21 protein-coding genes are annotated in these 22130 nt (G+C 71.2%); 8 read left to right on the top strand and 13 right to left on the bottom strand.

Annotation, left to right across the window (positions count from 1 at the left end):
- Positions 1–84 precede the first annotated feature (84 nt).
- From ACWGIC_RS32605 to cbiE, 6 genes are read right to left on the bottom strand one after another with little or no spacing between them, the layout of a single operon-like run.
- Positions 85–3180, bottom strand: a complete 3096-nt coding sequence (locus ACWGIC_RS32605) for an arabinosyltransferase domain-containing protein (protein WP_452079740.1) — start codon at positions 3178–3180, stop codon at positions 85–87.
- 18 nt (positions 3181–3198) lie between these two features.
- Entirely contained in the window at positions 3199–3858 is a 660-nt protein-coding gene (bluB, locus tag ACWGIC_RS32600) for a 5,6-dimethylbenzimidazole synthase (protein WP_452079739.1), read from the bottom strand.
- Positions 3855–4583 carry a cobalt-precorrin-6A reductase gene (locus ACWGIC_RS32595; protein ID WP_452079738.1) on the bottom strand — a complete coding sequence of 243 codons (729 nt, stop codon included), beginning with the start codon at positions 4581–4583 and terminating at the stop codon, positions 3855–3857. Before ACWGIC_RS32595 ends, bluB begins: the two co-directional genes overlap by 4 nt.
- Positions 4580–5590 (bottom strand): Gfo/Idh/MocA family protein, encoded by a 1011-nt coding sequence (locus tag ACWGIC_RS32590; protein WP_452079737.1) that lies wholly within the window; start codon positions 5588–5590, stop codon positions 4580–4582. Before ACWGIC_RS32590 ends, ACWGIC_RS32595 begins: the two co-directional genes overlap by 4 nt.
- On the bottom strand, positions 5587–6348 hold the full coding sequence (gene cobM, locus ACWGIC_RS32585) for a precorrin-4 C(11)-methyltransferase (protein ID WP_452079736.1): 762 nt from the start codon (positions 6346–6348) through the stop codon (positions 5587–5589). The genes ACWGIC_RS32590 and cobM overlap by 4 nt, the downstream gene beginning before the upstream one ends.
- Positions 6345–7493 carry a precorrin-6y C5,15-methyltransferase (decarboxylating) subunit CbiE gene (gene cbiE, locus ACWGIC_RS32580; RefSeq protein WP_452079735.1) on the bottom strand — a complete coding sequence of 383 codons (1149 nt, stop codon included), beginning with the start codon at positions 7491–7493 and terminating at the stop codon, positions 6345–6347. Before cbiE ends, cobM begins: the two co-directional genes overlap by 4 nt.
- A gap of 70 nt (positions 7494–7563) precedes the next feature.
- On the opposite strand from cbiE, the gene ACWGIC_RS32575 reads away from it, so the two are divergent.
- Genes ACWGIC_RS32575 through cobC form a run of 4 tightly spaced genes read left to right on the top strand, consistent with a single transcriptional unit; the run spans position 7564 to position 12524 of the window.
- On the top strand, positions 7564–9546 hold the full coding sequence (locus tag ACWGIC_RS32575) for a putative cobaltochelatase (RefSeq protein WP_452079734.1): 1983 nt from the start codon (positions 7564–7566) through the stop codon (positions 9544–9546).
- A complete protein-coding gene (cobO, locus tag ACWGIC_RS32570) occupies positions 9546–10160 on the top strand; it encodes a cob(I)yrinic acid a,c-diamide adenosyltransferase (RefSeq protein ID WP_452079733.1) in 615 nt (204 codons plus the stop codon). Before ACWGIC_RS32575 ends, cobO begins: the two co-directional genes overlap by 1 nt.
- Positions 10154–11506, top strand: coding sequence for a cobyrinate a,c-diamide synthase (locus tag ACWGIC_RS32565; RefSeq protein ID WP_452079732.1), 1353 nt, complete (start codon positions 10154–10156; stop codon positions 11504–11506). The genes cobO and ACWGIC_RS32565 overlap by 7 nt, the downstream gene beginning before the upstream one ends.
- The gene (cobC, locus tag ACWGIC_RS32560; protein ID WP_452079731.1) at positions 11499–12524 is read left to right on the top strand and encodes an Rv2231c family pyridoxal phosphate-dependent protein CobC; all 1026 of its coding nucleotides are present in this window, start codon (positions 11499–11501) and stop codon (positions 12522–12524) included. Before ACWGIC_RS32565 ends, cobC begins: the two co-directional genes overlap by 8 nt.
- On the opposite strand, the gene ACWGIC_RS32555 is transcribed toward cobC, so the two are convergent.
- Complete coding sequence (locus ACWGIC_RS32555) at positions 12502–13716, bottom strand: hypothetical protein (RefSeq protein WP_452079730.1); 1215 nt, start codon at positions 13714–13716, stop codon at positions 12502–12504. The two genes, cobC and ACWGIC_RS32555, sit on opposite strands and share 23 nt — an antisense overlap.
- Positions 13717–13883: 167 nt before the next feature.
- Here ACWGIC_RS32555 and ACWGIC_RS32550 point away from each other — a divergent pair, with 167 nt between their 5' ends.
- Together ACWGIC_RS32550 and ACWGIC_RS32545 are read left to right on the top strand one after the other, a co-directional pair.
- On the top strand, positions 13884–14300 hold the full coding sequence (locus ACWGIC_RS32550) for a DUF7878 domain-containing protein (RefSeq protein WP_452079729.1): 417 nt from the start codon (positions 13884–13886) through the stop codon (positions 14298–14300).
- A complete protein-coding gene (locus tag ACWGIC_RS32545) occupies positions 14297–14509 on the top strand; it encodes a hypothetical protein (RefSeq protein WP_452079728.1) in 213 nt (70 codons plus the stop codon). Before ACWGIC_RS32550 ends, ACWGIC_RS32545 begins: the two co-directional genes overlap by 4 nt.
- A gap of 23 nt (positions 14510–14532) precedes the next feature.
- Here the strand turns inward: ACWGIC_RS32545 and ACWGIC_RS32540 are convergent, their stop codons facing one another.
- From ACWGIC_RS32540 to ACWGIC_RS32530, 3 genes are all read right to left on the bottom strand, one after another.
- A complete protein-coding gene (locus ACWGIC_RS32540) occupies positions 14533–15288 on the bottom strand; it encodes an adenosylcobinamide-GDP ribazoletransferase (RefSeq protein ID WP_452079727.1) in 756 nt (251 codons plus the stop codon).
- Between the two features lie 196 nt (positions 15289–15484).
- Positions 15485–16498 (bottom strand): nicotinate-nucleotide--dimethylbenzimidazole phosphoribosyltransferase, encoded by a 1014-nt coding sequence (gene cobT / locus ACWGIC_RS32535; RefSeq protein WP_452079726.1) that lies wholly within the window; start codon positions 16496–16498, stop codon positions 15485–15487.
- Between the two features lie 10 nt (positions 16499–16508).
- Entirely contained in the window at positions 16509–17114 is a 606-nt protein-coding gene (locus ACWGIC_RS32530) for a bifunctional adenosylcobinamide kinase/adenosylcobinamide-phosphate guanylyltransferase (RefSeq protein ID WP_452079725.1), read from the bottom strand.
- Positions 17115–17150: 36 nt separating this feature from the next.
- Between ACWGIC_RS32530 and ACWGIC_RS32525 the strand changes: the two genes are divergently transcribed.
- Positions 17151–18152 carry a cobalamin biosynthesis protein gene (locus ACWGIC_RS32525; RefSeq protein WP_452079724.1) on the top strand — a complete coding sequence of 334 codons (1002 nt, stop codon included), beginning with the start codon at positions 17151–17153 and terminating at the stop codon, positions 18150–18152.
- A gap of 64 nt (positions 18153–18216) precedes the next feature.
- On the top strand, positions 18217–19695 hold the full coding sequence (locus ACWGIC_RS32520) for a cobyric acid synthase (protein WP_452079723.1): 1479 nt from the start codon (positions 18217–18219) through the stop codon (positions 19693–19695).
- Positions 19696–19699: 4 nt separating this feature from the next.
- On the opposite strand, the gene ACWGIC_RS32515 is transcribed toward ACWGIC_RS32520, so the two are convergent.
- The 3 genes from ACWGIC_RS32515 to ACWGIC_RS32505 form a co-directional block, all read right to left on the bottom strand.
- Complete coding sequence (locus ACWGIC_RS32515; RefSeq protein WP_452079722.1) at positions 19700–20272, bottom strand: DUF4190 domain-containing protein; 573 nt, start codon at positions 20270–20272, stop codon at positions 19700–19702.
- Positions 20273–20346: 74 nt separating this feature from the next.
- Positions 20347–20979 carry a response regulator gene (locus ACWGIC_RS32510; RefSeq protein WP_452079741.1) on the bottom strand — a complete coding sequence of 211 codons (633 nt, stop codon included), beginning with the start codon at positions 20977–20979 and terminating at the stop codon, positions 20347–20349.
- Between the two features lie 2 nt (positions 20980–20981).
- On the bottom strand, positions 20982–22076 hold the full coding sequence (locus ACWGIC_RS32505) for a sensor histidine kinase (RefSeq protein ID WP_452079721.1): 1095 nt from the start codon (positions 22074–22076) through the stop codon (positions 20982–20984).
- Between the last annotated feature and the right edge of the window lie 54 nt (positions 22077–22130).

Raw genomic sequence — 22130 nt, 5'->3', positions numbered from 1 at the left:
CGCTCCGCCCCCCCCGCTGAACCCCGCCCCCCCTCCGCCTCCGCGCCCCGCCGCGTCAACCCCCGACGCCCCCCCCACGAGGCACTAGCGCGTCGGGTCCTTGCCGTTCGGCTGCGACGGCCCCGGTCCAGGCGACCACCAGCCCCACACCGTCTTCTCCCCGTGCCGCACCGTCGGCGCGACCCCGGTCGTGTAAGGCTCGATCTGCAGCAGCTGTCCCCACGACTGGTACGGCTGGCCGTTCAGATAGCTCGGCACTTCCGGTTCTTCCGCGATCTCCTCGAGCCAGCCGTTCGGGCCGCCGTTGGTGCTGGACGCCCACTTCGCCTCGTCGGCCAGCTGGCCGGGGGTGATCCGGTAGTCCGGCATCGCGGAGATGCCGTCGTGCGAGGTGACCGGGTTCGCGCAGGGGTACACGAACGACGCCGGCCAGTCGATGTACACCGATTTGCCCGCGAGCTTGTCGGTGAGCGTGGTGAAGGTCGGCACGCGCGGCGCGGACGCGGCGATCCAGCCGTCCTCGGTGAGGTCGTTGTCCACCATCACGATCCGCACCGACGTGGTTTCCGGCGGCAGGTCGCGCAGGTTGATCCGGGTGTCGTTCCAGCCGCCGGTGCCCGCGCCGGGCGGGAGGGCGAACTGGCCGCGCAGCACGCGCACGCCCTCGGGGGTGTTCACGCCGTACTCCAGGCTCACCGACGTGGGCCGCCGGGACTGGCTCGCGGTGGCGACCACGATCTGGCCGTTCTCGGTCCGGTCGGTGAGCGCGTACCAGTCGCTGCGCAGCCGTCCGGCGCGGGTCTGCGTGTCGAGGTAGCTGCTCCACATCGGCACCTGGTCCTGCTTGAACCCGTGCGGCGGTTCGGCCAGCGGGTCCTTGTCGTCGACCGGGCTGGTGTGGAAGCCGGTCTGGACCCGGCCGTTGTCCTGGTCCGGGTTCGGCAGCGGGTTCGGCGGGTTCTGCGTCACCGGCTTCTCCGGCACCGTCCGCTGGTCGGGCTGCGGGTGCAGGATGCTCTTCGCCGCGTCGCGCTCCACCATCACGTGGTCGGACAGGTTGCAGCTCTTGCCTGCCAGATGCCCGAGGTTGGCCGCGCCCAGGCTGTAGCTGTCGCGCTGGAAGTAGATCGCCGCGCCCATCGTGTAGATCTCGCCCGCCGCGACGAGACCGCACACCACGACCAGCGACAGCGAACCCAGCCGCAGCGACCGGCTCCGGCCCTCCTGCTGGGTCAGCGCCGGGCCTGGCCGGTGCGCCCGGATGTTCTCCACGAACGCGTAGATCCCGGCGACCGCGGCGGCGCCGAGCAGGATCGTCGACAGCGGGACGCCGCCGATCGACGGCGCGACGTTCGTCCACGGCACCCCGATCCGCGAGACGAACCAGTACGTGTTCGGCCCGGTCGCGGCGAGCGCGCCGACCACCAGCAGCACCGCGAGGAACGCCGCCCGGTTGCGGTTGGAGCGCAGCACGGTCGAACTGGTCGCCAGCGCGGTGAGCGCCGCCATCGACGCGCCGACCGCGGCGAACGCGCCGAAGTGGTGCGTCCATTTCGTCGGGGTCAGCGCGAGCAGCAGGAAGAACAGCGCGGTGGTGCCGATCAGCCTGCGGCTCGGCCCGAGCGCGGCGCCGGGGATCCGGCCGCGGCGCAGCAGCACCACCAGGCAGGTGACCGTGCAGAGCAGCACGAGCAGCACCGGGAACCGGCGCGGCGCGGAGCCGTCCGGCAGGTTCTCGAACAGCAATTGATACCGCGCGAGTTCCTGGAACCACGACAGGTTCGGGCCGACCGCGGTGCGGATGCGGGTGGCCTCCTGGACGGTCGCGAACGTCTGGTCGGCGAACATCACCACGAGCACCAGGAAGCCGGACGCGAGGATCGGCGCGAGCATCGGCAGCCAGCCGCTCGCCGACCGCTGCCGGACCAGCTTGAACAGCGGTTTCCCGGCGACCAGGAACGGGGCGACGGCGATCAGCCCGGTCGGCGTCGCGGCGAGGGTGAACGCGGCCGCGGTCAGTCCGAGGCACAGCGGCAGCAGGCGGCGGGTGACCAGCGCGCGTTCGACCGCGCAGATCGCCAGCAGCGACCCGAGCGCGGCGACCGGTTCCGGCCGGACGCCGTTGTTGTAGGGCATCCACCAGACCAGGAACACCGCCGCGGCGGCCCAGCCGGCCGCGCGGCTGCGGCGGACCTGGGTGCCCAGCCTCGGCATCACCTCGCGGCTGATCAGCAGCCAGCTGATCACGCCGAGCAGGTACGAGGGCAGCCGGATCCACGGCGGCACCGTGCTGACGTGCGTCATCAGCTCGTACAGGTGGTAGAACCAGCCGAACGGGGCCTCCGCGACGCCGAACCAGCGGTGGTAGTTCGTGAGGTAGCCGGTGGCCTCGGTGACCCGGGCCATGGTGAGGATGTAGCCGTCGTCCGACGTCACCGGCCCGATGAACACCCACGCGCCGAGCACGCCGAACACCGTCGCGTCGCGGCCGGTCAGCCGCCACCAGCCGACCGGGGCCCAGCGCGGCGCGCGGCGGGCGAACCCGGAGTCCATCCGCCAGACCGCGATCAGGCAGCCGAGGAACGACAGCGCGGCGAGGATGCCGACGACGACCTTCAGCGCGGTCGGCGAGGTCTGGTAGCGGGTGTCCGGGACGACCGACACGTGCAGCCCGGCGATCGGGTCGCGCGCGGAGGTGATCGAGGAGTAGATGCCGAGCACCCGCGGCCGGACGTCGCCGGTGGTGTGGAAGATCGGGGTCTTGCCGACCGTGAGCGTCATCTGGGTCGCGTCCGAGTCCAGCGTGACCGAGCAGCCCTCCTGCGGGAGCGGCTGCTGCGCGATCTGCTGGCCCTGGCTGGACGCGAGCAGCACGCCGTTGTCGACGCGCAGCTGCAGGCCGACGCCGTTGGCCGCGTGCTTGCCGGTGCGCCCGTCCGGGACGGTCGAGAACAGCAGCGCGGGGCCGTTCGTGCGCGCGTCGAGCGAGCGGATCGTCTCGCAGGGCAGCTCGGCCTTCAGGTCCTGTGCCCAGTACCCGGTCAAGGGCGCGTTGACGGCACGCGTGTCGGAGGCGGTGGGCCAGACGACTTCCGCGGTGTCCTGCACGACCGGCAGGAAGGGATAGGCCAGGGCGCACAGCGCCGAAAGCAACCCCAGCACTACGGCAATCGGACGCATTAGAGGAAATCTATTGGGTCAGGGTCGGCGCGGTTGCGCGGACCCCTCGTCCCGCGGGGTGAACCGCTCGTGGTGTACCGCGCCGGCCAGCGGCGCGCGGCTGCGCCAGCCGTGCCGTTCGAGGTCCGGAACCTCGGCGAGATTCGTTACCGGTCCTATACAAAGCCAGGCCACCGGCCGGATCCCGGCGGGGATGCCGAGCAGCTTCGCGAGCACGGGTTCGCGGTAAAAACTCACCCACCCGACGCCGAGCCCTTCCGCGGTCGCGGCGAGCCACAGGTTCTGGATCGCCAGGCACACCGAGTACAGCCCGGCGTCGGCGATCGCGTGCCGCCCGAGCACGGCCGGGGCGCCGCGCTGCTCGTCGTAGGTGACGACGATGCCGAGGCTCGATTCGCGGATGCCTTCGACCTTGATCCTGGAGAACGTCTCCGCGCGCTCGCCGTCCAGCGACGCGGCGAACACGTCGCGTTCCTCGTGCACGTGCCGGGCGAATTCCTCGCGCGTGCCGGGGTCGCGGACCAGCACGAAGTCCCACGGCTGGCTCATCCCGACGCTCGGCGCGGCGTGCGCGGCTTCGAGCACCCGGGTGAGCACGGCGTCGTCGACCGGTTCGCCGGTGAACTCGGCGCGGACGTCGCGGCGGCGATGCAGGACGTCGTAAAACGGTTGGTTCATTGGTTGAGCACCCATTCGACAGCGGCGGCTACATCCGCGGTTTCCGTTGTGGACGGTCGGGGCGGGCGGCGCACGACGACCACCGGCAGGCCGAGTTCCCGCGCGGCGGTCAGCTTCGCGGCGGTCATCGCGCCGCCGCTGTCCTTGGTGACCAGGACGTCGATGTCGTGTTCGGTCATCAGCGCGCGTTCGCCGTCGAGACGGAACGGGCCGCGGTCGAGCACCACCTCGTGCGCTCTCGGCAGCGGCTGGCCGGGCGGGTCGACGCAGCGGATCAGGAACCACAGCGGGTCGAGGTCGGCGAACGCGGCCAGGCCCTGGCGGCCGCTGGTGAGGAACACGCGGGAGCCGAGGCCGGGCAGGAGCGCGGCGGCTTCTTCGAGGTCGTCGGCCCAGTGCCAGCGGTCGCCGCCGGTCGGCTGCCAGCCCGGGCGGGCGAGCCGCAGGAGGGGGAGGCCAGCAGCTTGGGCGGCGTGGAAAGCGTTGGCGCCGATGCGTTCCGCGAACGGATGCGTGGCGTCGACCACCGCCCGCACGTCGTTTTCGCGCAGCCAGGCGGTGAGTCCTTCGACACCGCCGAAGCCGCCGATCCGCACTTCGCCGACGGGCAGGCGCGGCCGCGTGACGCGTCCGGCCAGGGACGAGATCACCGCGACGCCGCGTTCGTGCAGCTGGGCGGCGAGGTCGCGGGCCTCCGCGGTGCCGCCCAGGATCAGAACCGTCATCGCCCGTACCCGACGGCCGTGCGCCACCGGTCGAGGGTGCGCATGTTGGCGAGCGTTTCGGCCCAGGTCAGTTCCGGGCCCTGCCGGTCGGCGACGTGCGCGGCGACGTAATCCGCTTCGCGGGCGTAAACACCTTGTGTGGCTTCGATTTCGATGACCTCCGGCTCGCCGTCCGACGGAGTCAGCACGATCGTCGAAACGCCCGGCGCGCGCAGTTGGTGGATCCACGCGGGTTTCGGCACGTACAGCTGGCCGGCGGTGCCGTAGACCCGGATGTGGTCGTCCTGCGCGAGCAGATAGCCGCAGGACAGCTGGGCGATGATGTCGCCGGGCAGCCGCAGCAGGCCCATCGCGAACTCGTCGACGCCGCTTTCGGTGAGCCGCGCCATGCCGGTGACGCGCGTCGGCTCCACCGCCGGTTTTCCGGTCGCGGCCTGCGAAACCAGCCGGGCCAGCGAGGTGCAGTAGCAGCCGACGTCGAGGATTCCGCCGCCGCCGAGCGCGGGGTCGCCCAGCCGGGCCGCGTCGTTCTCGTCGGAATCGAAGCTGAACGTGACGTCCACGGCCCGGACTTCGCCGATCGCGCCGCTTTCGATCAGCTCGACCAGCCGTCGCGTCTGCGGATGCATTCGGTACATGAACGCTTCCATGAGGAAAACGTCGTTGCGCCGCGCGGCGTCGATGACTTTCTCGGCGTCGGGCGCGGTGAGGGTGAGCGGCTTCTCGCACAGCACGTGCTTGCCCGCTTCGGCCGCCCGGATCGCCCATTCCTCGTGCTGCGCGTGCGGGGTGGCGACGTAAACCGCGTCGACGTCCGGGTCGGCGAGGAGTTCTTCGTAGCTGCCGTACGCCTTCGGGATTTCGTACCTGGCAGCGAAATCGCGCGCCCGGTCGGCTGTGCGCGAGGCCACCGCGGCGAGCACGCCGTGGCGGCTTTGCTCGACGCCCGCGGCGAATTCGGCGGCGATGGTCCCGGTGGCCAGCAGGCCCCAGCGCAGTTCGGTCACAACGACTCCGGTTGGCTCGCCCGGTCCCGGGTGCTCGAGTACAGGAAACTGTCCGGGAACCCGCCCGCGGCGAGGACCCGGCCGACGAAAATCGTGGCCGCGCGGGTCATCCCGGCGGCCCTCGCTTGAGCGGCGATATCGGCGAGCGTGCCCCGCACCACGGTTTCCCCTGGCTGGCTGGCCAGCGCGACGACGGCCGCGGGACAGTCCTCGCCGTAGTGTCCGGCGAGTTCTCCGGTGACGCGCTCGATGTGGTTGATCGCCAGGTGCAGCGCGAGAGTCGTGCCGGTGCGGGCGAAGTTTTCGAGCGTTTCGGCGTCCGGCATCGCGGTAGACCGCGCCTGCGCGCGCGTGATCATGAGGCTCTGCCCGATGCCCGGGACGGTCAGTTCCCGGCCGAGCACGGCGGCGGAGGCGGCGAACGCCGGGACCCCGGGCACCATCTCGTACGGCACGCCTTCCGGCTCCAGCCGCCGGACCTGCTCGGCGACCGCGCTGTACAGCGACGGATCACCCGAACACAGCCGCGCGACGTCGTGCCCGGCCCGGTGCGCGTCGATCAGCTTCGCGGTGATCTGGTCCAGGCTGAGGTTCGCGGTGTCGACGCGTTCGGCGTCCGGCGCGCAGTAGGCGAGCAGGTCAGTCGGCGTCATGCTGCCCGGGTACAGGCACACCTGGCAGCGCGCGAGCAGGTCGCGGCCGCGCACCGTGATCAGGTCGGCCGCGCCCGGTCCGGCGCCGATGAAGTAAACGGTCATTTCCAGCTCCACTGCGTTACTGCGCGGGACGGTGTCCAGCCGGTGAACCCGCCGAGCGGTTTCGCGTGCTCCACGGAGATCCGTTGCAGTTCCCCGCCGTGCCGCGCGTACGCGGCGGCCAGGATCTGCTCGGCTTCGAGGGTGACACCGTGCGCGACGATCCGGGCGTCGGTTTCGACACACCGGTCGAGGACGCCGGGCACGGTCAGGCCGCCGCCGACGAAGACCGCGTCCGGGCGGGGGAGCCCGGCCAGCGCGTCGGGCGCCGGTCCGGTGACCACCTGTAATTCCGGCACGCCAAGGGCATTGGCGTTGCGCTGGATGCGTTCCGCGCGCGCGGGATCGCGTTCGATCGCGACGGCGCGGTTCAGCGGGTGCGCGCGGGACCATTCGATGCCGATGCTGCCCGCGCCCGCGCCGACGTCCCACAGGAGTTCGCCGGGAGCCGGCGCGAGGCGGGCGAGGGCGGACGCGCGGACGTCGCGTTTGGTGAGCTGGCCGTCGTGTTCGAAGGCGTCGTCGGGGAGGCCGGTGAGCGGGAGGCCGGGGCCTTGGCAGAGGAGGGCGAAGACGGTGAGCGGGCCGGGGTCGTGGGTCCAGCCGTCGGTGATCCGTTCGTCGTCCGCGCCGAGGTTTTCCAAGGCGGTCAGGGAGGAATCGCCGTAGCCGCGGGCGTTGAGCAGCTCGCGCAGTTCCGCTGCGGAGCCGCCCAGTACCAGCACTTTCCGGTTGGGCGCCAGCGCTCGCGCGACGCGGTGGACGGCGCGGCCGACGACCGTCACGACCTCGGTTTCCTCGAAGGACCAGCCGAGCCGCGCGCGGGCCAGCGTCGCCGAGGAGACGGCGGGGTGGACGTCGAGTGCGTAGCCGCGGTCACGGAGGGTGGTGGCGATGCCGGACAGATACGGATCGCCGCTCGCCAGCACGCAGACCTGACCGGTTTGCGCGGCCAGGATCTCGTCGAGCGACGGAAGCAGCGGGCTGGGCCACGGCTGGGTGCGGATGTCCCCGGGCAGGGATTTCAGCTGCCGTTCCGAACCGAGCACGACGTCCGCCTGCCGCACGGCGTCGCGGGCCGCGGGAGTGAGCCCGGCCCACCCGTCGGCCCCGATCCCGACCACCGTCAGGCGTGATTCTTCGCGCACGATTTCCCACCCTAAGCGAAGGCTTCGCTGTGCGATGATCGGCCGGACGCCGACCCACGAGGGAGTGCTCTTGAAGCCCTATCCGTTCACCGCTGTCGTCGGGATGCCGGACCTGCGTCTGGCGCTCGTCCTGTCCTCGATCTCGCCCGCGGTCGGCGGGGTGCTGGTGCGAGGCGAGAAGGGCACCGCGAAGTCGACCATGGTGCGCGCCCTCGCCGGGCTGCTGCCGGGCGTCGACGTGGTGGACGGGTGCCGGTTCTCCTGCGACCCGGCCACCCCGGACCCCGGCTGCCCGGACGGCCCGCACGCGGCGGGCGTTCCCGCGCACCGGCGGCCGGCGCGGCTGGTCGAACTGCCGGTCGGCGCGGCCGAGGACCGGGTCGTCGGCTCGCTGAACCTGGAGAAGGCGCTGGCCGAGGGCGTCACCGACTACCAGCCCGGCCTGCTGGCCGCCGCGCACCGCGGGCTGCTGTACGTCGACGAGGTCAACCTGCTGCACGACCACCTGGTGGACACGCTGCTCGACGCGGCGGCGATGGGCCGCGCGACGGTCGAGCGCGAGGGCGTTTCCGTTTCGCACGCGGCGAGGTTCGTGCTGATCGGGACGATGAACCCGGAGGAAGGCGAACTGCGGCCGCAGCTGCTCGACCGGTTCGGGCTGACCGTCGAGGTCGCGTCGAGCCGCGATCCGGAGCAGCGCGTCCAGGTGGTCCGGCGACGGCTGGCCTACGAAGCGGATCCGGACGGTTTCGCGGACGGCTACGCCTCGGCGGACGCGGCTTTGGCGGCGGAAATCGAAGCGGCGCAACGGCTTTTGCCGTCGGTGAAGCTGCCGGACGAGGCGCTGAGGCAGATCGCCGAGGTGTGCGCGTCGTTCGAGGTCGACGGCATGCGCGCGGACATCGTGACGGCGCGGACGGCGGTCGCGCACGCGGCGTGGGCCGGGCGCGAGGAGGTCACCACCGAGGACATCCGGGTCGCGGCCCGGCTCGCGCTGCCGCACCGGCGGCGGCGGAATCCGTTCGACGCGCCGGGGATTTCCGAGGAGCAGCTGGAACAGGCGCTCGAGGATTCGCAGCCGCCTCCGGAGGGACCGGACGACGACGGTCCTGGCGAGGGCGGCCCCGGTCCGGACGACGGTGGCCCCGTTCCGGACGGCGGTCCTTCCGATGGCGCTCCGCCCGCTGACAGCGGCGAAACTCCGGCCCCGTCGGGCAATGGGTCTTCGCCGCAGAAGACGGTCGGTGCCGGGGATACGTTTCGCGCCCGGGTGTTCCGGGTGAAGGGCACCGGCGAAGGCGAACGCGGCCGCCGCTCGCGCGCCATCACCGACACCGGCCGGACGATTGGCGTGCAGCCGCCCAGCGTGCGCGACGGACGTCCGCACTTGGTCGCGACGATCCGTGCTGCGGCACCGCATCAGCGGGCGCGAGGCCGGTCAGGTCCCGGCCTGGAAGTGCGATCGCCGGACTTGCGCTTCGCGTTGCGCGAGGGCCGCGAAGGCAACCTGGTGCTGTTCTGTGTGGACGCGTCGGGCTCGATGGGCGCGCGGGCACGGATGCGGGAAGTGAAGACCGCGGTGCTTTCCCTGCTGCTGGACGCCTACCAACGGCGGGACAAGGTCGGGCTGGTCACGTTCCGCGGCGCGGACGCCGCCCTGGCGCTCCCGCCGACGATCAGTGTCGAGACCGCTGCGGCGCGGCTGGACGGCTTGCCGACCGGCGGACGCACACCGCTCGCTGAGGGATTGCTGGAGGCCGCGCGGGTGTTGCGGGTCGAGTCGATCCGCGATCCGCGGCGGCGGCCGCTGCTGGTGCTGGTCACCGACGGCCGCGCCACGAGCGGTTCGGACGCGGTGGCCCGGGCCAAAGCCGCCGCGGGTTTGCTGGCCGGCGTGACGACGATCGTGATGGACTGCGAGACCGGCCGGATGCGCCTCGGCCTCGCCGCGGAATTGGCCGGGCACTTGGGAGCCGAGCACGTGCCACTGTCCGATGTGGCCGCTGAATCGCTGGCTTCGGCAGTGCGCGAACGGACGGGAAGGGCTGCCTGATGCCGCAGGGAAAACCGGCCGTCGTGCCGAAGGACGGGCTCACCACGCGGCAGCGCCGCAACCGTCCGCTGCTCGCCGTGCACACCGGCGAGATGAAAGGGAAATCCACCGCCGCGTTCGGAATGGCGTTGCGCGCGTGGAACCAGGGCTGGTCGATCGGCGTGTTCCAGTTCGTGAAGTCGGCGAAATGGCGCGTCGGCGAGGAGGCCGCGTTCAAGGCGCTCGGCAAGCTGCACGACGACACCGGGCAGGGCGGTCCGGTCGAGTGGCACAAAATGGGCGAGGGCTGGAGCTGGTCGCGCAAACAAGGGTCCGATGAGGACCACGCCGCGAACGCCCGCGAGGGCTGGGCGGAAATCAAACGCCGGCTCGCCGCCGAGACGCACGATTTCTACGTCCTGGACGAATTCAGCTACCTGCTCAAATGGGGCTGGCTCGAAGTGGAGGACGTGGTGTCCGCGCTGGCTTCCCGGCCCGGGCACCAGCACGTCGTCATCACCGGCCGGTACGCGCCGCCGGAACTGATCGAGGCCGCCGATCTGGTCGCCGAAATGACGAAGGTGAAGCACCCGATGGACGCCGGGCAGAAGGGCCAGCGGGGGATCGAGTGGTAGCACGGGTCGTCATTGCCGCGCCCGGTTCCGGGCACGGCAAAACCACCATCGCGGCCGGGCTCATGGCCGCGTTGCGCGCCGCCGGGCACGCCGTGTCCGGGCACAAGGTCGGCCCGGATTTCATCGACCCCAGCTACCATTCGCTCGCCACCGGCCGTCCCGCGCGGAATCTGGACCCGTTCCTCCAGAGCGAGGAAATTCTGGTTCCGTTGCTGCGACACGGTTCCGCGGGCGCGGACATCGCTGTCATCGAGGGCGTGATGGGCCTTTTCGACGGCGCTTTGGGCACTGAAGGCTACGCGTCGACCGCTCATGTCGCGCGACTGCTCGACGCGCCGGTCGTGCTGGTGGTCGACGCCTCGGCGGCCTCGCGCAGCGTCGCGGCGACGGTGCTGGGGTTCGCCCAGTACGACACGCGCGTCCGGCTTGCCGGGGTGATCCTGAACAAACTGGGCTCGCAACGACACGAGGACGAGATCGTCACCGCGCTGGAGGCGACGGGCGTTCCGCTGCTCGGTGCGTTGCGGCGCAACGAAAATGTCCACGCGCCGAGCCGGCATCTCGGGCTGGTTCCGGCCGCCGAACGGGCCGCGGAGTCTCAGCGGCTGCTGCCGGAGCTGGCGGACTGGGTCGCTGCCGGGGTCGATCTCGAAGCCGTCGTGCGGGTCGCCCGGAGTGCTCCCGCACTGACTGGCGCGGCATGGGATCCGGGGCCGGTTTTCGAGCGTCCACGTGCGACACTCGCCGCCGCGGGCGGTCCGGCGTTCACCTTCCGCTACGCCGAGAACATCGAACTGCTGGCCGCTCGCGGGATCGACGTCGTGGATATCGATCCTTTGCGGGACAAGGCTTTGCCGCCCGGGTGCGCGGGCTTGTACTTCGGCGGCGGTTTCCCTGAGGTGCACGCCGCCGAGCTGTCGTCCAATGTGGAACTCCGGACGGCTGTCGGCGCGGCGATCGACGCGGGCATGCCGGTGAGCGCGGAATGCGCGGGTTTGCTGTATCTCTGCCGGTCTCTCGACGGGCTGCCGATGGTGGGTGCCGTCGCGGCGGACGCGACCATGACTTCGCGCGGGAAACTCGGCTATCGCCGGGCAGTCTCGGTCGCGGACAATGTGCTCGCAGCGGTCGGACAGCGGGTCACCGGGCACGAGTTCCATCGCACCGAAATCGCTCCCGCGCACGGCGAAACCGCTGCGTGGGGCTGGGACCGCAGCCTGGACGGGTTCGCTTCGGCGTCGCTGCACGCGTCTTACCTGCACGTTCATTGGGCCGGGCATCCCGAGCTCGCGGACCGTTTCGCCTCGCGAGTGCGCGCGCATTCCCTGGCGGCGGTCCATGGCTGAGTACGACCTGCATCATCACGGCGACCGCGAAGTCGGCGAGGGTCTTGTCGATCTGGCCGTGAACGTCCGGCTCCCGGCCCCGCCAGCGTGGCTTCGCGCGGAACTCGCTGCCGCCTTGGACGATCTGGCCGCCTACCCGGATCCGACCCAGGCCGCGGAAGCCGTTGCCGCGCGGCATGGCCGGGATTTCGACGACGTCCTGGTGACCGCTGGCGCCGCGGAGGCGTTCACGCTGCTGGCTTCGCTTCCGGCTAAGCACGCCGTGGTGATCCATCCGCAATTCACCGAACCGGAAGCCGCGCTGCTCGCCGCCGGACACCAGGTCGACCGCGTCCTGCTGTCTGAAGTGGACGGTTACCGCCTCGACCCTCGGTCGGTCCCTTCTTCGGCCGATCTGGTCTTCGTCGGCAACCCGACCAACCCGACCTCGGTCCTGCACCCAGCCGATTCCGTCCGCGAGCTGACGCGTCCTGGCCGCGTTCTCGTGGTGGACGAAGCCTTCCTCGACGCCGTCCCCGGAGAGGTCGAAAGCCTTGCCGGGGAACGCATTCCAGGTGTTGTGGTGGTGCGAAGCCTCACCAAGACGTGGGGGTTGGCGGGCCTGCGGGCCGGATACGTGCTCGGCGAACCAGCCCTGATCGCCCGGCTGCGCTCGGTTCAACCGCCATGGTCGGTGTCCACTTTGGCGGCCGTCGCGACGGTCGCTTGCTGCCGTCCCGCCGCGCTGGAGGAAGCCGAAAAACTGGCTGCCGCCGCGGAAGCAGACCGCGATTACCTGGAATCCGGCCTAGCCGCACTGGGGATCCCCGTGCTTGGCGCCCCGCGCGGCCCGTTCGTGCTGATCCGAATCCCCGGCGGGGCGGACGTCCGGCTGAGGCTGCGCGAAGCGGGCTACGCCGTCCGCCGTGGTGACACTTTCCCTGGCCTGGGGCCAGATCATCTTCGGATCGCCGTTCGCGACCGGGCGACGACGGATGCTTTCCTCGCTGAGTTGGCTAACGCTTCTGGAGCGCGGTGAATTCCTCCAGCCAGGCGTAATTCGGCGCGATCGTGCCGTCGGGATTTTTCTGCACAGTCGCCCGGGCGAACACGCTGTTCAGCAGCCACGGCGGGGTTTCCGGCCCGAAATCCCGGCCCTTGAGCGCGGCGATGCCCTGGTCGATGCCGTAGGTGGCCACGGCGAGCTTGCCGGTCGCGCGGAACTTCGTCATCTGCTCGGTCAGGAAGTGCTTGTTGTTCTCGAACCACGGGCTGGTGCGGAGGAAATCGTCCCAACGCGGTTTCGGGAAGGGCTGGCGCAGTGCGTTGCGGATGACCTGCCAGACCTTGGTGTCGTGGGGAACGCCGTATTTGGCCGCGTACTCGGCGGAGACCGGGTCGGCGAGATGCTTCTTCCACAGTTGGACCAGCGAAAACTCGGTGACGAGGAACTTCTTGCCGCCCAGCCTGGGCAGGACGTAGTCCAGGAAGGGCTGGACGTCGCCCGGAGCGCCGACGTGCGGATGAAGGTCGCTGCCTTCGATCTCCGGCGTGTCGCGGACGTACTTCAGCCAGCGTTCGGTGCCCGCGCCGGTCCACTTCGGATCGTCGAGATTGTTGAGCGCACCCAGGTAGAGGACGGTCTTCCCGTTGTGCTGCGCGCGATACTCGATCACGTGGGCGGCGATGGTTTCGTAGAAATCGTTGAGCGCGCCGTTGTTCCAGTCGGACCGCGGGCATTCGATGAACGGTTCGTTGCCGATCACCAGGATGTCGACCTTGCCCATGACCGCGGGCAGCAGTTTGTCGACCCGCGCGAGGTCGGCCCGCATCTCCGGGCTTCCGGGGCGCGGAATCCGCTGGTGGGAATCGGGAAAGTACGGGAATTTGAGGGACAGCACGGTTCCGTACTTGCGCTCGGCCGCTTGCAGCAGGGTCTTGACGGTCGGGTTTTCGGTGGCGTCGTGCTTGTCCAGCTCGGGCATCGCGGTGAACCCGCGCACCCATTTCGCGCCGGACCGCTGAAGCTCGTCCCAGCCCATGGTGTCCGGATCGGCGTTGAAATTCGCGCCGAGCACGCCGTCCGGAGGCGGCACTGCTTCTGGGCTCTCCGGTGCTGAACTGCAGGCAACCGCGCTGAAAACCGAAAGACCGGCCGCTGCGGACAATCGGAACAAGCGGCGGCGGTCGAGGTAGCTGGGTGCCACGAGGTCCTTTCGGTCGGTCGTCACGTCCTTGGTAACACGCGACCGGCTCCGGCCGCAGCCTGGCTGCGGAAATAGAGCGGCGAGCGGTGGGCTGCGGCGGGTAGCTTGTCCTGCGAGAGCTGCGCGCGATTGCTGGGCGGGCCGTCGTGAACGGACGGACACTGGAGACGACCTATGGAGATGGACTTGCGATGCTGAGCTTCGCTTACTCCCATTTCGACACTTCGGACCTGCACTACCGGAGCAAGGGCGACGTCTTCGTCAATGTGGAAGCCGACCTTGAGGTGGCGGACGACGGAATCGTCCTGTACGCCGAAAAATCGTTCCCAGTGGCGGAACTCGCCGTGGCGCTGCGGAAGTGGAAAGCCCGCCCGGAGGCAAGCCGGTCAGACTTCGAGTTCGTCTCGCTCTCGTTGGAAGACCGGTGGTCGCTGCGGATCTGCCGGGCGCCCGGCGGCTGGCAGGCGATCGACGACTGGTCTCAGGTTGTGTGCGGCACCGTGCGCCCGGTCGCGGAAGTCGACGCGGCGATCGACGACTTCGCGGGGAAGGTGCGTGCGGAATCCGTGCGTACGGAGGGTGCGTGGATCGAGGAGTACTTCGTATGACGCGGCCGTTGAACGCGGATGAGCGCGCGGTACTCCGTCGGGTCCTGGAGGGGAACCAGGTGCTGCTCGCCCAAGTGGACCAGGCGGAGGTCATCTCCAGCTGGTCGCCGGGTTCGGTGAGCGTCGACCTCACGGTGCCTGACGCGATCCACGTCGGCGATCCGCCCGTGTCGCTGCCGGACCCGGCGGCGATTTCGTTTACGGAGTAACGGGAGGTGCCGCGCTGGGTGCTTCAGGCAGTCGCCAGCAACGCCGCGGCCACCGCCACCTCGACGCAACCGCCGAGGACGTCGCCGGTCACTCCGCCGAGGCGCTGGACACACCGGGCCAGCAACGCCGCCGCCGCCGCGTAACCGAGCGCGACCGCGAGAACCCCTCGCCACCACGGCAATCCCGGCGTCCCCGCGGCACACCCCGCCGCCAGTACGAATACCCCCGCGGCCACCAGAACCGGGACTGACCCGGCGACAGTCGCGCCGAGCCCCTCCGGCCGGGCCGACGGGACTCCTCGCGCGCAGCACAGCGAAAGCACGCATCGTCCACACAGGACGGACAGGACCGCGGCGGCGATCCCGTGCCCGTGCGCGATCGCGCCGGCCAGCGCGCCGGTTTGGACGAGCAGTACGAAGAGCAGCGTCGCTACGCCGGTGGGCCCGGAATCGCCGCGGCGCATGACGTCGAGCGCTTTCGCGCGGTCGTAGGAGGCGCCGAGCCCGTCGGCGGTGTCGGCGAGCCCGTCGAGATGCAACCCGCGGCTGCCCAAGGCGACGGCCCCGAGCGCGAGCGCGGCGACGGCCAGCGCGGGCAGACCGAGCGCGTTCCCGCCCGCCACGATGAGCCCCGCCACCGCGGCGAGAGGGAGCGCGGCGAGCGGGCCGAGCGTCATCGCCACGCCAGCGACCCGCCGGTCGATCGTGCGCGGGGCGGGGACCGGGACGGTGGTCAGGGTGCCGACGGCCAGGCGGAGGCCGTCGCTGAACGGGGTCACAGCTTGTGCCCCAATGTGGCATTGGGTGCGTGGGACGCACCGAATGCCACATTGGGTGCGTCAGATGCACCCAATGCCACATTGGGGCGTTTCCCGGCGAAGCGAACACCGAGCCGAGCCGTCAAGTGGCAGCCGCGCCGAGCCGTCAACTGAACCCCGGCGGCCAAAGCCGAACCCCAATCCCCGCGCACCCCACTCACCCGAGATCCGCCAGCAGGCCCATCTCCGCGATCACCGCGCGCGCCGCCCGCAGGGTCGGCACCGCCTGCACCGCTCCGCTGCCCTCGCCGAGCCGCAAGCCGAGGTCCAGGATCGGCGTCAGCCCCAGCGCCTTCAAAGCAAACGCTTGCGCGGGTTCCGTCGAACGATGCCCGGCCAGCCACCACTGCTCCGCTCCGGGCGCGATGTCCCGGGCCACCAACGCCGCCGTCGCCGAGAAGATCCCGTCCAGCAGCACCGGGATTCCGCGGACGGCCGCTTCCACCAGGAACCCGGCCGTCGCGGCGAGGCAGGCGCTGCCCAGTGCCGTCAGGCGGTCGAACGGGTCGGTCACCGGGCGGCGCGAAAGGGCAGCGGCGACGACCGCGGTCTTGCGTTCCAAAGCCTCCCCGGACACGCCGGTGCCGGTGCCGACCACTTCAGCCGCGGGGAGTCCCAAGGCCGAAGCCACTACAGCGGCGCAAACAGTCGTGTTGCCGATGCCCATGTCGCCGGGGATGAGAACGTCCGCAGTGGACTCCGAGGCAGCGATGGCACGCCCGGCCTCGAACGCCGCGAGAGCCTCACCGGGGGCCAACGCGTCCTCGACGTCGATGGCACCCGAGCCACGGCGGATCTTGTGGGCAGTGACTTCCTCGGGAACATCTGTGGCGTCCCAGTCCACGGCGATGTCGGCCACCCGCACCTTCGCACCGACCTGCGCCGCGAGCACCGTCACCCCGCTGCGCCCGGCCAGGAACACGCGCACCATCGCCGCGGTGACCTCGCGCGGGTACGCCGACTGCGCCGACACCCCGTGGTCGCCCGCGAAGACGACCACGCGGACGTCGTCCAGCGGGCGGGGCGGGACCGTCCCGTGCGCCGCGCTCAGCCAGGCCGCGAGTTCTTCCAGCCTGCCGAGCGAGCCGACCGGTTTGACCAGGTCGTCCAACCGCTCGAGGGCGGCGGCGCGGGCGGCGGCGTCCGGGACGGGGATGGCGAAACGCGGCACGGCTGGCTCCTTACGGAAGGTCGAGCGCCCGCCCGGCGACGATGAGCGACACGCGGTCGCTCTCGGCGGACACCCGGTTGTTGAGTGCGCCCAGCACATCACGGAACAGCCGCCCGGACACCGTTGCGGGCACCACACCGCTGCCGACCTCGTTGCTGACCGCGACGATCGGCACCCGCGCCTGGCTCCACGCGGCCAGGAAGTCCTCGAGCCGGTCGTCCAGTCTGCGCTCCCAGCCCGTTTTGCCCGTCCACGCGCCGACCTCGTCGAGCACGCGCGACAGCCAGGTGCCGAGGCAGTCGATCAGCAGCGGGCTCGTCGCGTTGCGCAGCACGGTCGCCAGATCGGTGGTCTCGATCGTCGTCCAGTGGCGCGGGCGGCGGGCCCGGTGCGCCTCGACGCGGGCGGCCCATTCCGGGTCGTCGGCCGACGGGGGCAGGCCGGGAGCGACGTACACGAGGTGGGGGTGGTGCGCGACGAGCCGCTCCGCGTGCCTCGACTTGCCCGAGCGAACCCCGCCGAGAACGAGCACCTTGCCGTCGTCGCGTCCGTACCGGCGGAGGGCCTGCGCCAGGGTTTCGAGAGACCCGGCGAGCCGGTGCGTCAGCTTGGTCATACCCGGCATTCTCTCCCGCGCGCTACGGTTCGCCACGTGCCACTCCGACAAGCCGTCACCGCGGCCGGGATGATCGCCGGATACGCCGCCGACGCGTGGTTCGGCGACCCGCGCCGGGGGCATCCGGTCGCGGTGTTCGGCACCGCCGCTGGCCAGCTGGAACGCTGGTGGTGGGCCGATTCCAAACCGCGCGGGGCGGCCTACGCGACGGTCTGCGCGGGGTCGGCCGCCGGGCTGGGTTTTCTCGCCGAGAGGGCCGCTCGGGACCGGTTGGTTGTCCGATTTGTCCTGACCGCGGCGGCGACCTGGGTCGTCCTCGGCGGCCGCGGGCTCGCCGCGGAGGGGCACGAAATGGCGCGATTACTCGAATCGGGTGAATTGTCCGCCGCTCGGCAGCGGCTCAGCCACCTCTGCGCGCGCGACGCCACCGGCCTCGACGCGGCCGAGCTGACCCGCGCGGCCACCGAATCGATCGCCGAGAACACCTCCGACGCCGTCGTCGCGCCGCTGCTGTGGGGCGCGGTCGCGGGCGTGCCGGGGCTGCTCGGGTACCGCGCGGTGAACACGCTCGACGCGATGGTCGGCTACCGCTCGCCCCGGCACCGCAACTTCGGCTGGTTCGCCGCGCGCACCGACGACTGGGCGAATCTGGTGCCGGCGCGCGTCGGTGCCGTGCTGACCGCGGTGACCGCGCCGCTGGCCGGCGGGCGCGCGCGGTCGGCCTGGCGCGCTTGGCGGCGGGACGGGAGCGCGCACCCGAGCCCGAACGCCGGGCAGGTCGAGGCGGCGTTCGCCGGGGCGCTGGACCTCCGGCTCGGCGGCACGAATACGTATCACGGCGAGGTCGAACGCCGGAGCACGCTGGGGGACGGACGTCCGCCGGGGGCGAGCGATTTGCGCCGGGCAGTGCGGTTGTCGCGGTTGGTCGGGGCGGCGGCGCTGGCGGTGGCGGCGGGGATCGCGGTGGCTCGGCGAAGTGGCCGCGGGGCGGGACGGTGCGTCGGATCGGCAGCGGCGCGGATCGCGGTGGCTCGGTGAAGGGGTTGAGGGGCGAGATGGGGCGGTGCGCCGGACCACCAGCAGCGAGGATTACGGTGGCGCGATGAGCGGGCTGCTGATCGCCGGGACCACGTCGGACGCTGGGAAAAGCCTGGTCACCGCCGGAATCTGCCGGTGGTTCGCGCGGCGCGGGGTGCGGGTCGCCCCGTTCAAGGCGCAGAACATGTCGAACAACTCCATGGTCTGCGGGGACGGCGCGGAGATCGGCCGCGCGCAATGGCTGCAGGCGCGGGCCGCGCGGGTCGAGCCGGAAGCGGCGATGAATCCCGTGCTGCTCAAGCCGGGCAGCGACCGGCGCAGCCACGTCATCGCGCTCGGCAAGCCGTACGGCACCCTCGAAGCCGGGGAGTACGCGACCGGGCGCGCTGGGCTCGCCGAGATCGCTTTCGGCGCGTTTGCCGAGTTGCGGCAACGGTTTGACCTCGTCGTCTGCGAGGGAGCGGGAAGTCCGGCGGAGATCAACCTGCGTTCCGGCGACTACGTGAACATGGGTCTGGCGCGGCGGTTCTCCTTGCCGGTGCTGGTCGTCGGCGACATCGACCGCGGCGGGGTGCTGGCGGCGATGTTCGGCACGCTCGCGCTGTTGTCGGCCGAGGACCAGGCGCTGGTGGCGGGCTGGCTGGTGAACAAATTCCGCGGCGACGTCGGATTGCTGCGGCCTGGGTTGAACAGCCTGGAGAAGGTCACCGGGCGGCCGGTGCTCGGCGTGCTGCCGTGGCTGGACCGCGTGTGGATCGACTCCGAAGACGCCCTCGCCGCGGCTGGCTGGCGACACGAAGCGGCGCAGCGGGGGTTGCGGGTCGCGGTCGTCCGGTTCCCGCGTGCCTCCAACGCCACCGACGTGGACGCGCTCGCGGCGGAGCCCGGCGTGACAGTGAGCCTGACCGCTGACCCGGATACTGTTGCCGCGGCGGATCTCGTGGTGCTGCCGGGTTCACGGGCCACTGTGGACGATCTGAAGTGGTTGCGCACGCGAGGTTTGGCAGACGCGGTGACGGCGCGGGCCGCGGCGGGACGTCCGGTGCTGGGGATCTGCGGCGGGTACCAGATGCTGGCGGAGTCCATTGAGGACGATGTCGAATCCGGGGCCGGTCTCGTCGACGGGCTGGGGTTGTTGCCGACGCGCGTCACGTTCGCGGGGGAGAAGGTGCTCGGCCGTCCGACCGGTGAGTGGCGCGGACATCGCGTCGATGCGTACGAGATCCACCACGGCAGTGCCGCTCCGGCGGACGCGGAGTCTTTTTTGGACGGTTACCGCGTCGGTTCGGTGTGGGGCACGACGTGGCACGGTGCGTTGGAGAACGACGGGTTCCGTCGCGCCTGGCTGGCCGAAGCCGCGGCGCAGGCGGGCGTCGAATGGCAGGCGGCCGAGGGCGCGCCGGGGTTCGCGGACCTGCGCGAGGACATGCTGGACCGGCTGGCCGACGCGATACAGTCCGAAGTGGACACCGGAATGCTGATGGCGCTGGCGGAGGCGGGCGCTCCGGGCGGGCTGCCGTTCGTGCCGCCGGGAGCGCCCTGACCGGTCAGTGCACGACCCGGCCAGTGGTGGGGAAGTCGGTCTCGAGCGTGCACACCGCGTGCTGCTCTGGGGAGTCTGATTTGGACGGTTGCCGCGCGCCCAGATGAATGTAGTCCGGCGGGACGCTGCTGGCGAAGTACTGCTTGGCTTCGGCAGCACACGCGCTGCGGAGCGAATCGGCGTCGCCGCCGGGCAGCAGGCGGAATACCTCGATGTCGTGCGCGTCCTCGCAGGAGACGGGACTGGCCTTGGTCCCCGAGCGGAAGCAATCGCCTGGGCTGGCGTGGAAGAGCGGGTCCGAACTGGCTGAAGGACCGGCCACGGCGAGCCCGATCAGGAGCACCGCCAGCCACGCGCCGCTGATCGACAGCCCGGCGATCGCGAGCCCGCGGCCCGGGTTGCCGGACACGCGGATCTGACGGAGCGCGAGGATCCCGAACGCGATGCTGAGCGGCAGGCTGAACGCCGGGACGGCGAGGACCAGCGACGCGATCGCGAAGCCGTTCGTGCCGCGTGGTTCCGTCGGCGGCGGTGGCGCGTCCTCGTAGCTTGGTCCGGTCGGTTTCGGCGGCAGCATGGGGGTCCCCTCGGAAACGGCCCCCCGACCCGGCGTCGAGCATAGGGCCTGGCAACCCGTTGCGGGGTAACGATTCAGGCGAGCCCGGCGTCGTGCACCAGGATGGCGACCTGGGTGCGGTTCGCGGCCTCGGTCTTCGCCATGATCCGTCCCAAGTGGACCTTCACAGTCGCCTCGCTGAGCCCTAGCGCGCGGCCGATCTCGGCGTTGCTCGACCCTTGCGCAACGGCCACCGCGACCTCGCGTTCGCGCGGCGTCAGCGGTTCGAGCCGGGCGCGGGCGGACGTCGGGGTGGCGGCGGTGGCGAAGTGCGTCAGCAGCCGCCGCGTGATCGACGGCGACAGCATCGCCTCGCCGCTGCCGACGACGTGCATCGCTTTGACCAGCTCGCGGGGCGGCGTGTCCTTCAGCAGGAAACCCGTGGCACCGTGGCGAAGCGCTTCGTGCACGTACTCGTCGAGGTCGAACGTCGTCAGCACGACCACCGCGGGCGCGTCCGGTTCGGCAGTGACCAGGCGGGTCACTTCCAGGCCGTCGACCTCGGGCATCTGCACGTCGGTGAGCACGAGGTCCGGCCGGTGCTCGCGGACCAGCGCGAGCACTTCGCGGCCGTCGCCGGCTTCCGCGACCACCTCGATCCCCGGATCGGACTCCAGGATCATCCGGATGCCGCTGCGCACGAGCACTTCGTCGTCGATCAGCAGGATTTTCAGCACGATTCCTCCGCTCGCAACGGGAACGCGGCCCGCACCCGGTAGCTGCCCGCGCCGTCCGGACCGGCGCGGAGCGTTCCGCCGGTCAGCGTGACGCGTTCGCGCATGCCGATCACGCCGTAGCCCGCGCCGGGCAGCCCGGCCGAATCCGCGAGCGGATTGGCCACCTCGACCACCAGGTCGTCGTCGGAGGCGGACAGCCGCACGTCGATTTCCGTTCCCGGCGCGTGTTTCGCGGCGTTGGTGAGGGCTTCCTGCACGATCCGGTACGCCGCGCGCCCGATCGGATCGGGCACGTCCGGCATCGGGTCCGGCAGGCTGGCGCGTATCTGCGCTCCGGCGGCGGCGAGGTCGTCGGCCAACTGGCGGACCCCGCCCAGCGTCGGGTCCGGCAGCGCGCGCGGCTCCTGGCTGTCGTCGCGGAGCACCTGCAGGATGTCGCGCAATTCGTTGAGCGCGGCGGAACTCGATTCGCGGATCACCTCGGCGAGCTGCGCGGTCTCGTCGTCCTTCGCCCGCACGGAAAGCGCGCCCGCCTGCAGCGCGACGATGCTGACCCGGTGCGCGACGACGTCGTGCATCTCGCGCGCGATCCGCCGCCGCTCGGCCGTCACGGCCCGCTCGCCGAGCAGGTCGCGCTCGCGTTCGGCCTGTTCCGCACGGTCGCGCAGGGCCGCGAGCAAGGCCGCGCGCTGGTGCATCCACAGTCCGGCCAGAGTCGGGACCACGATCTCCATCACGAGCGCGAGCCCGAACGTCTTCCAGCCCGGCAGGCTCGACGGCCGGACGAACGACACCACCAGCCCGGTTTCCGCCAGCACGGCGACCGCGGTCGGCCACCGGAGCCCGCGCTGCGACGCGACCGTGTAGAGGGTGACCGAGGTGCCCCAGAGCGGCGGCGTGGCCAGCGCGACCCCGACCGACACCAGCATCGTGCTCAACGGGAACCGGCGGCGCAGCAGCACCGCCAGGAACATCACCGCGACCGCGATCGGCCAGAACCAGGGACGGTTCGCGTCCGGCAGTTCGCCGGCCAGCGTCAGTCCGAGCACGGCGAGCGCCGCGGCCAGGTCGATCAGGTGGTTGCGCACCAAGCCACCGTAGGCCCTGCACGAAATTCCCCCACCTGGTGTCCGCGGGGGAAA

Source organism: Amycolatopsis sp. NPDC054798 (assembly GCF_053611505.1).
This window is presented reverse-complemented; position numbering and strand designations above follow the sequence as displayed.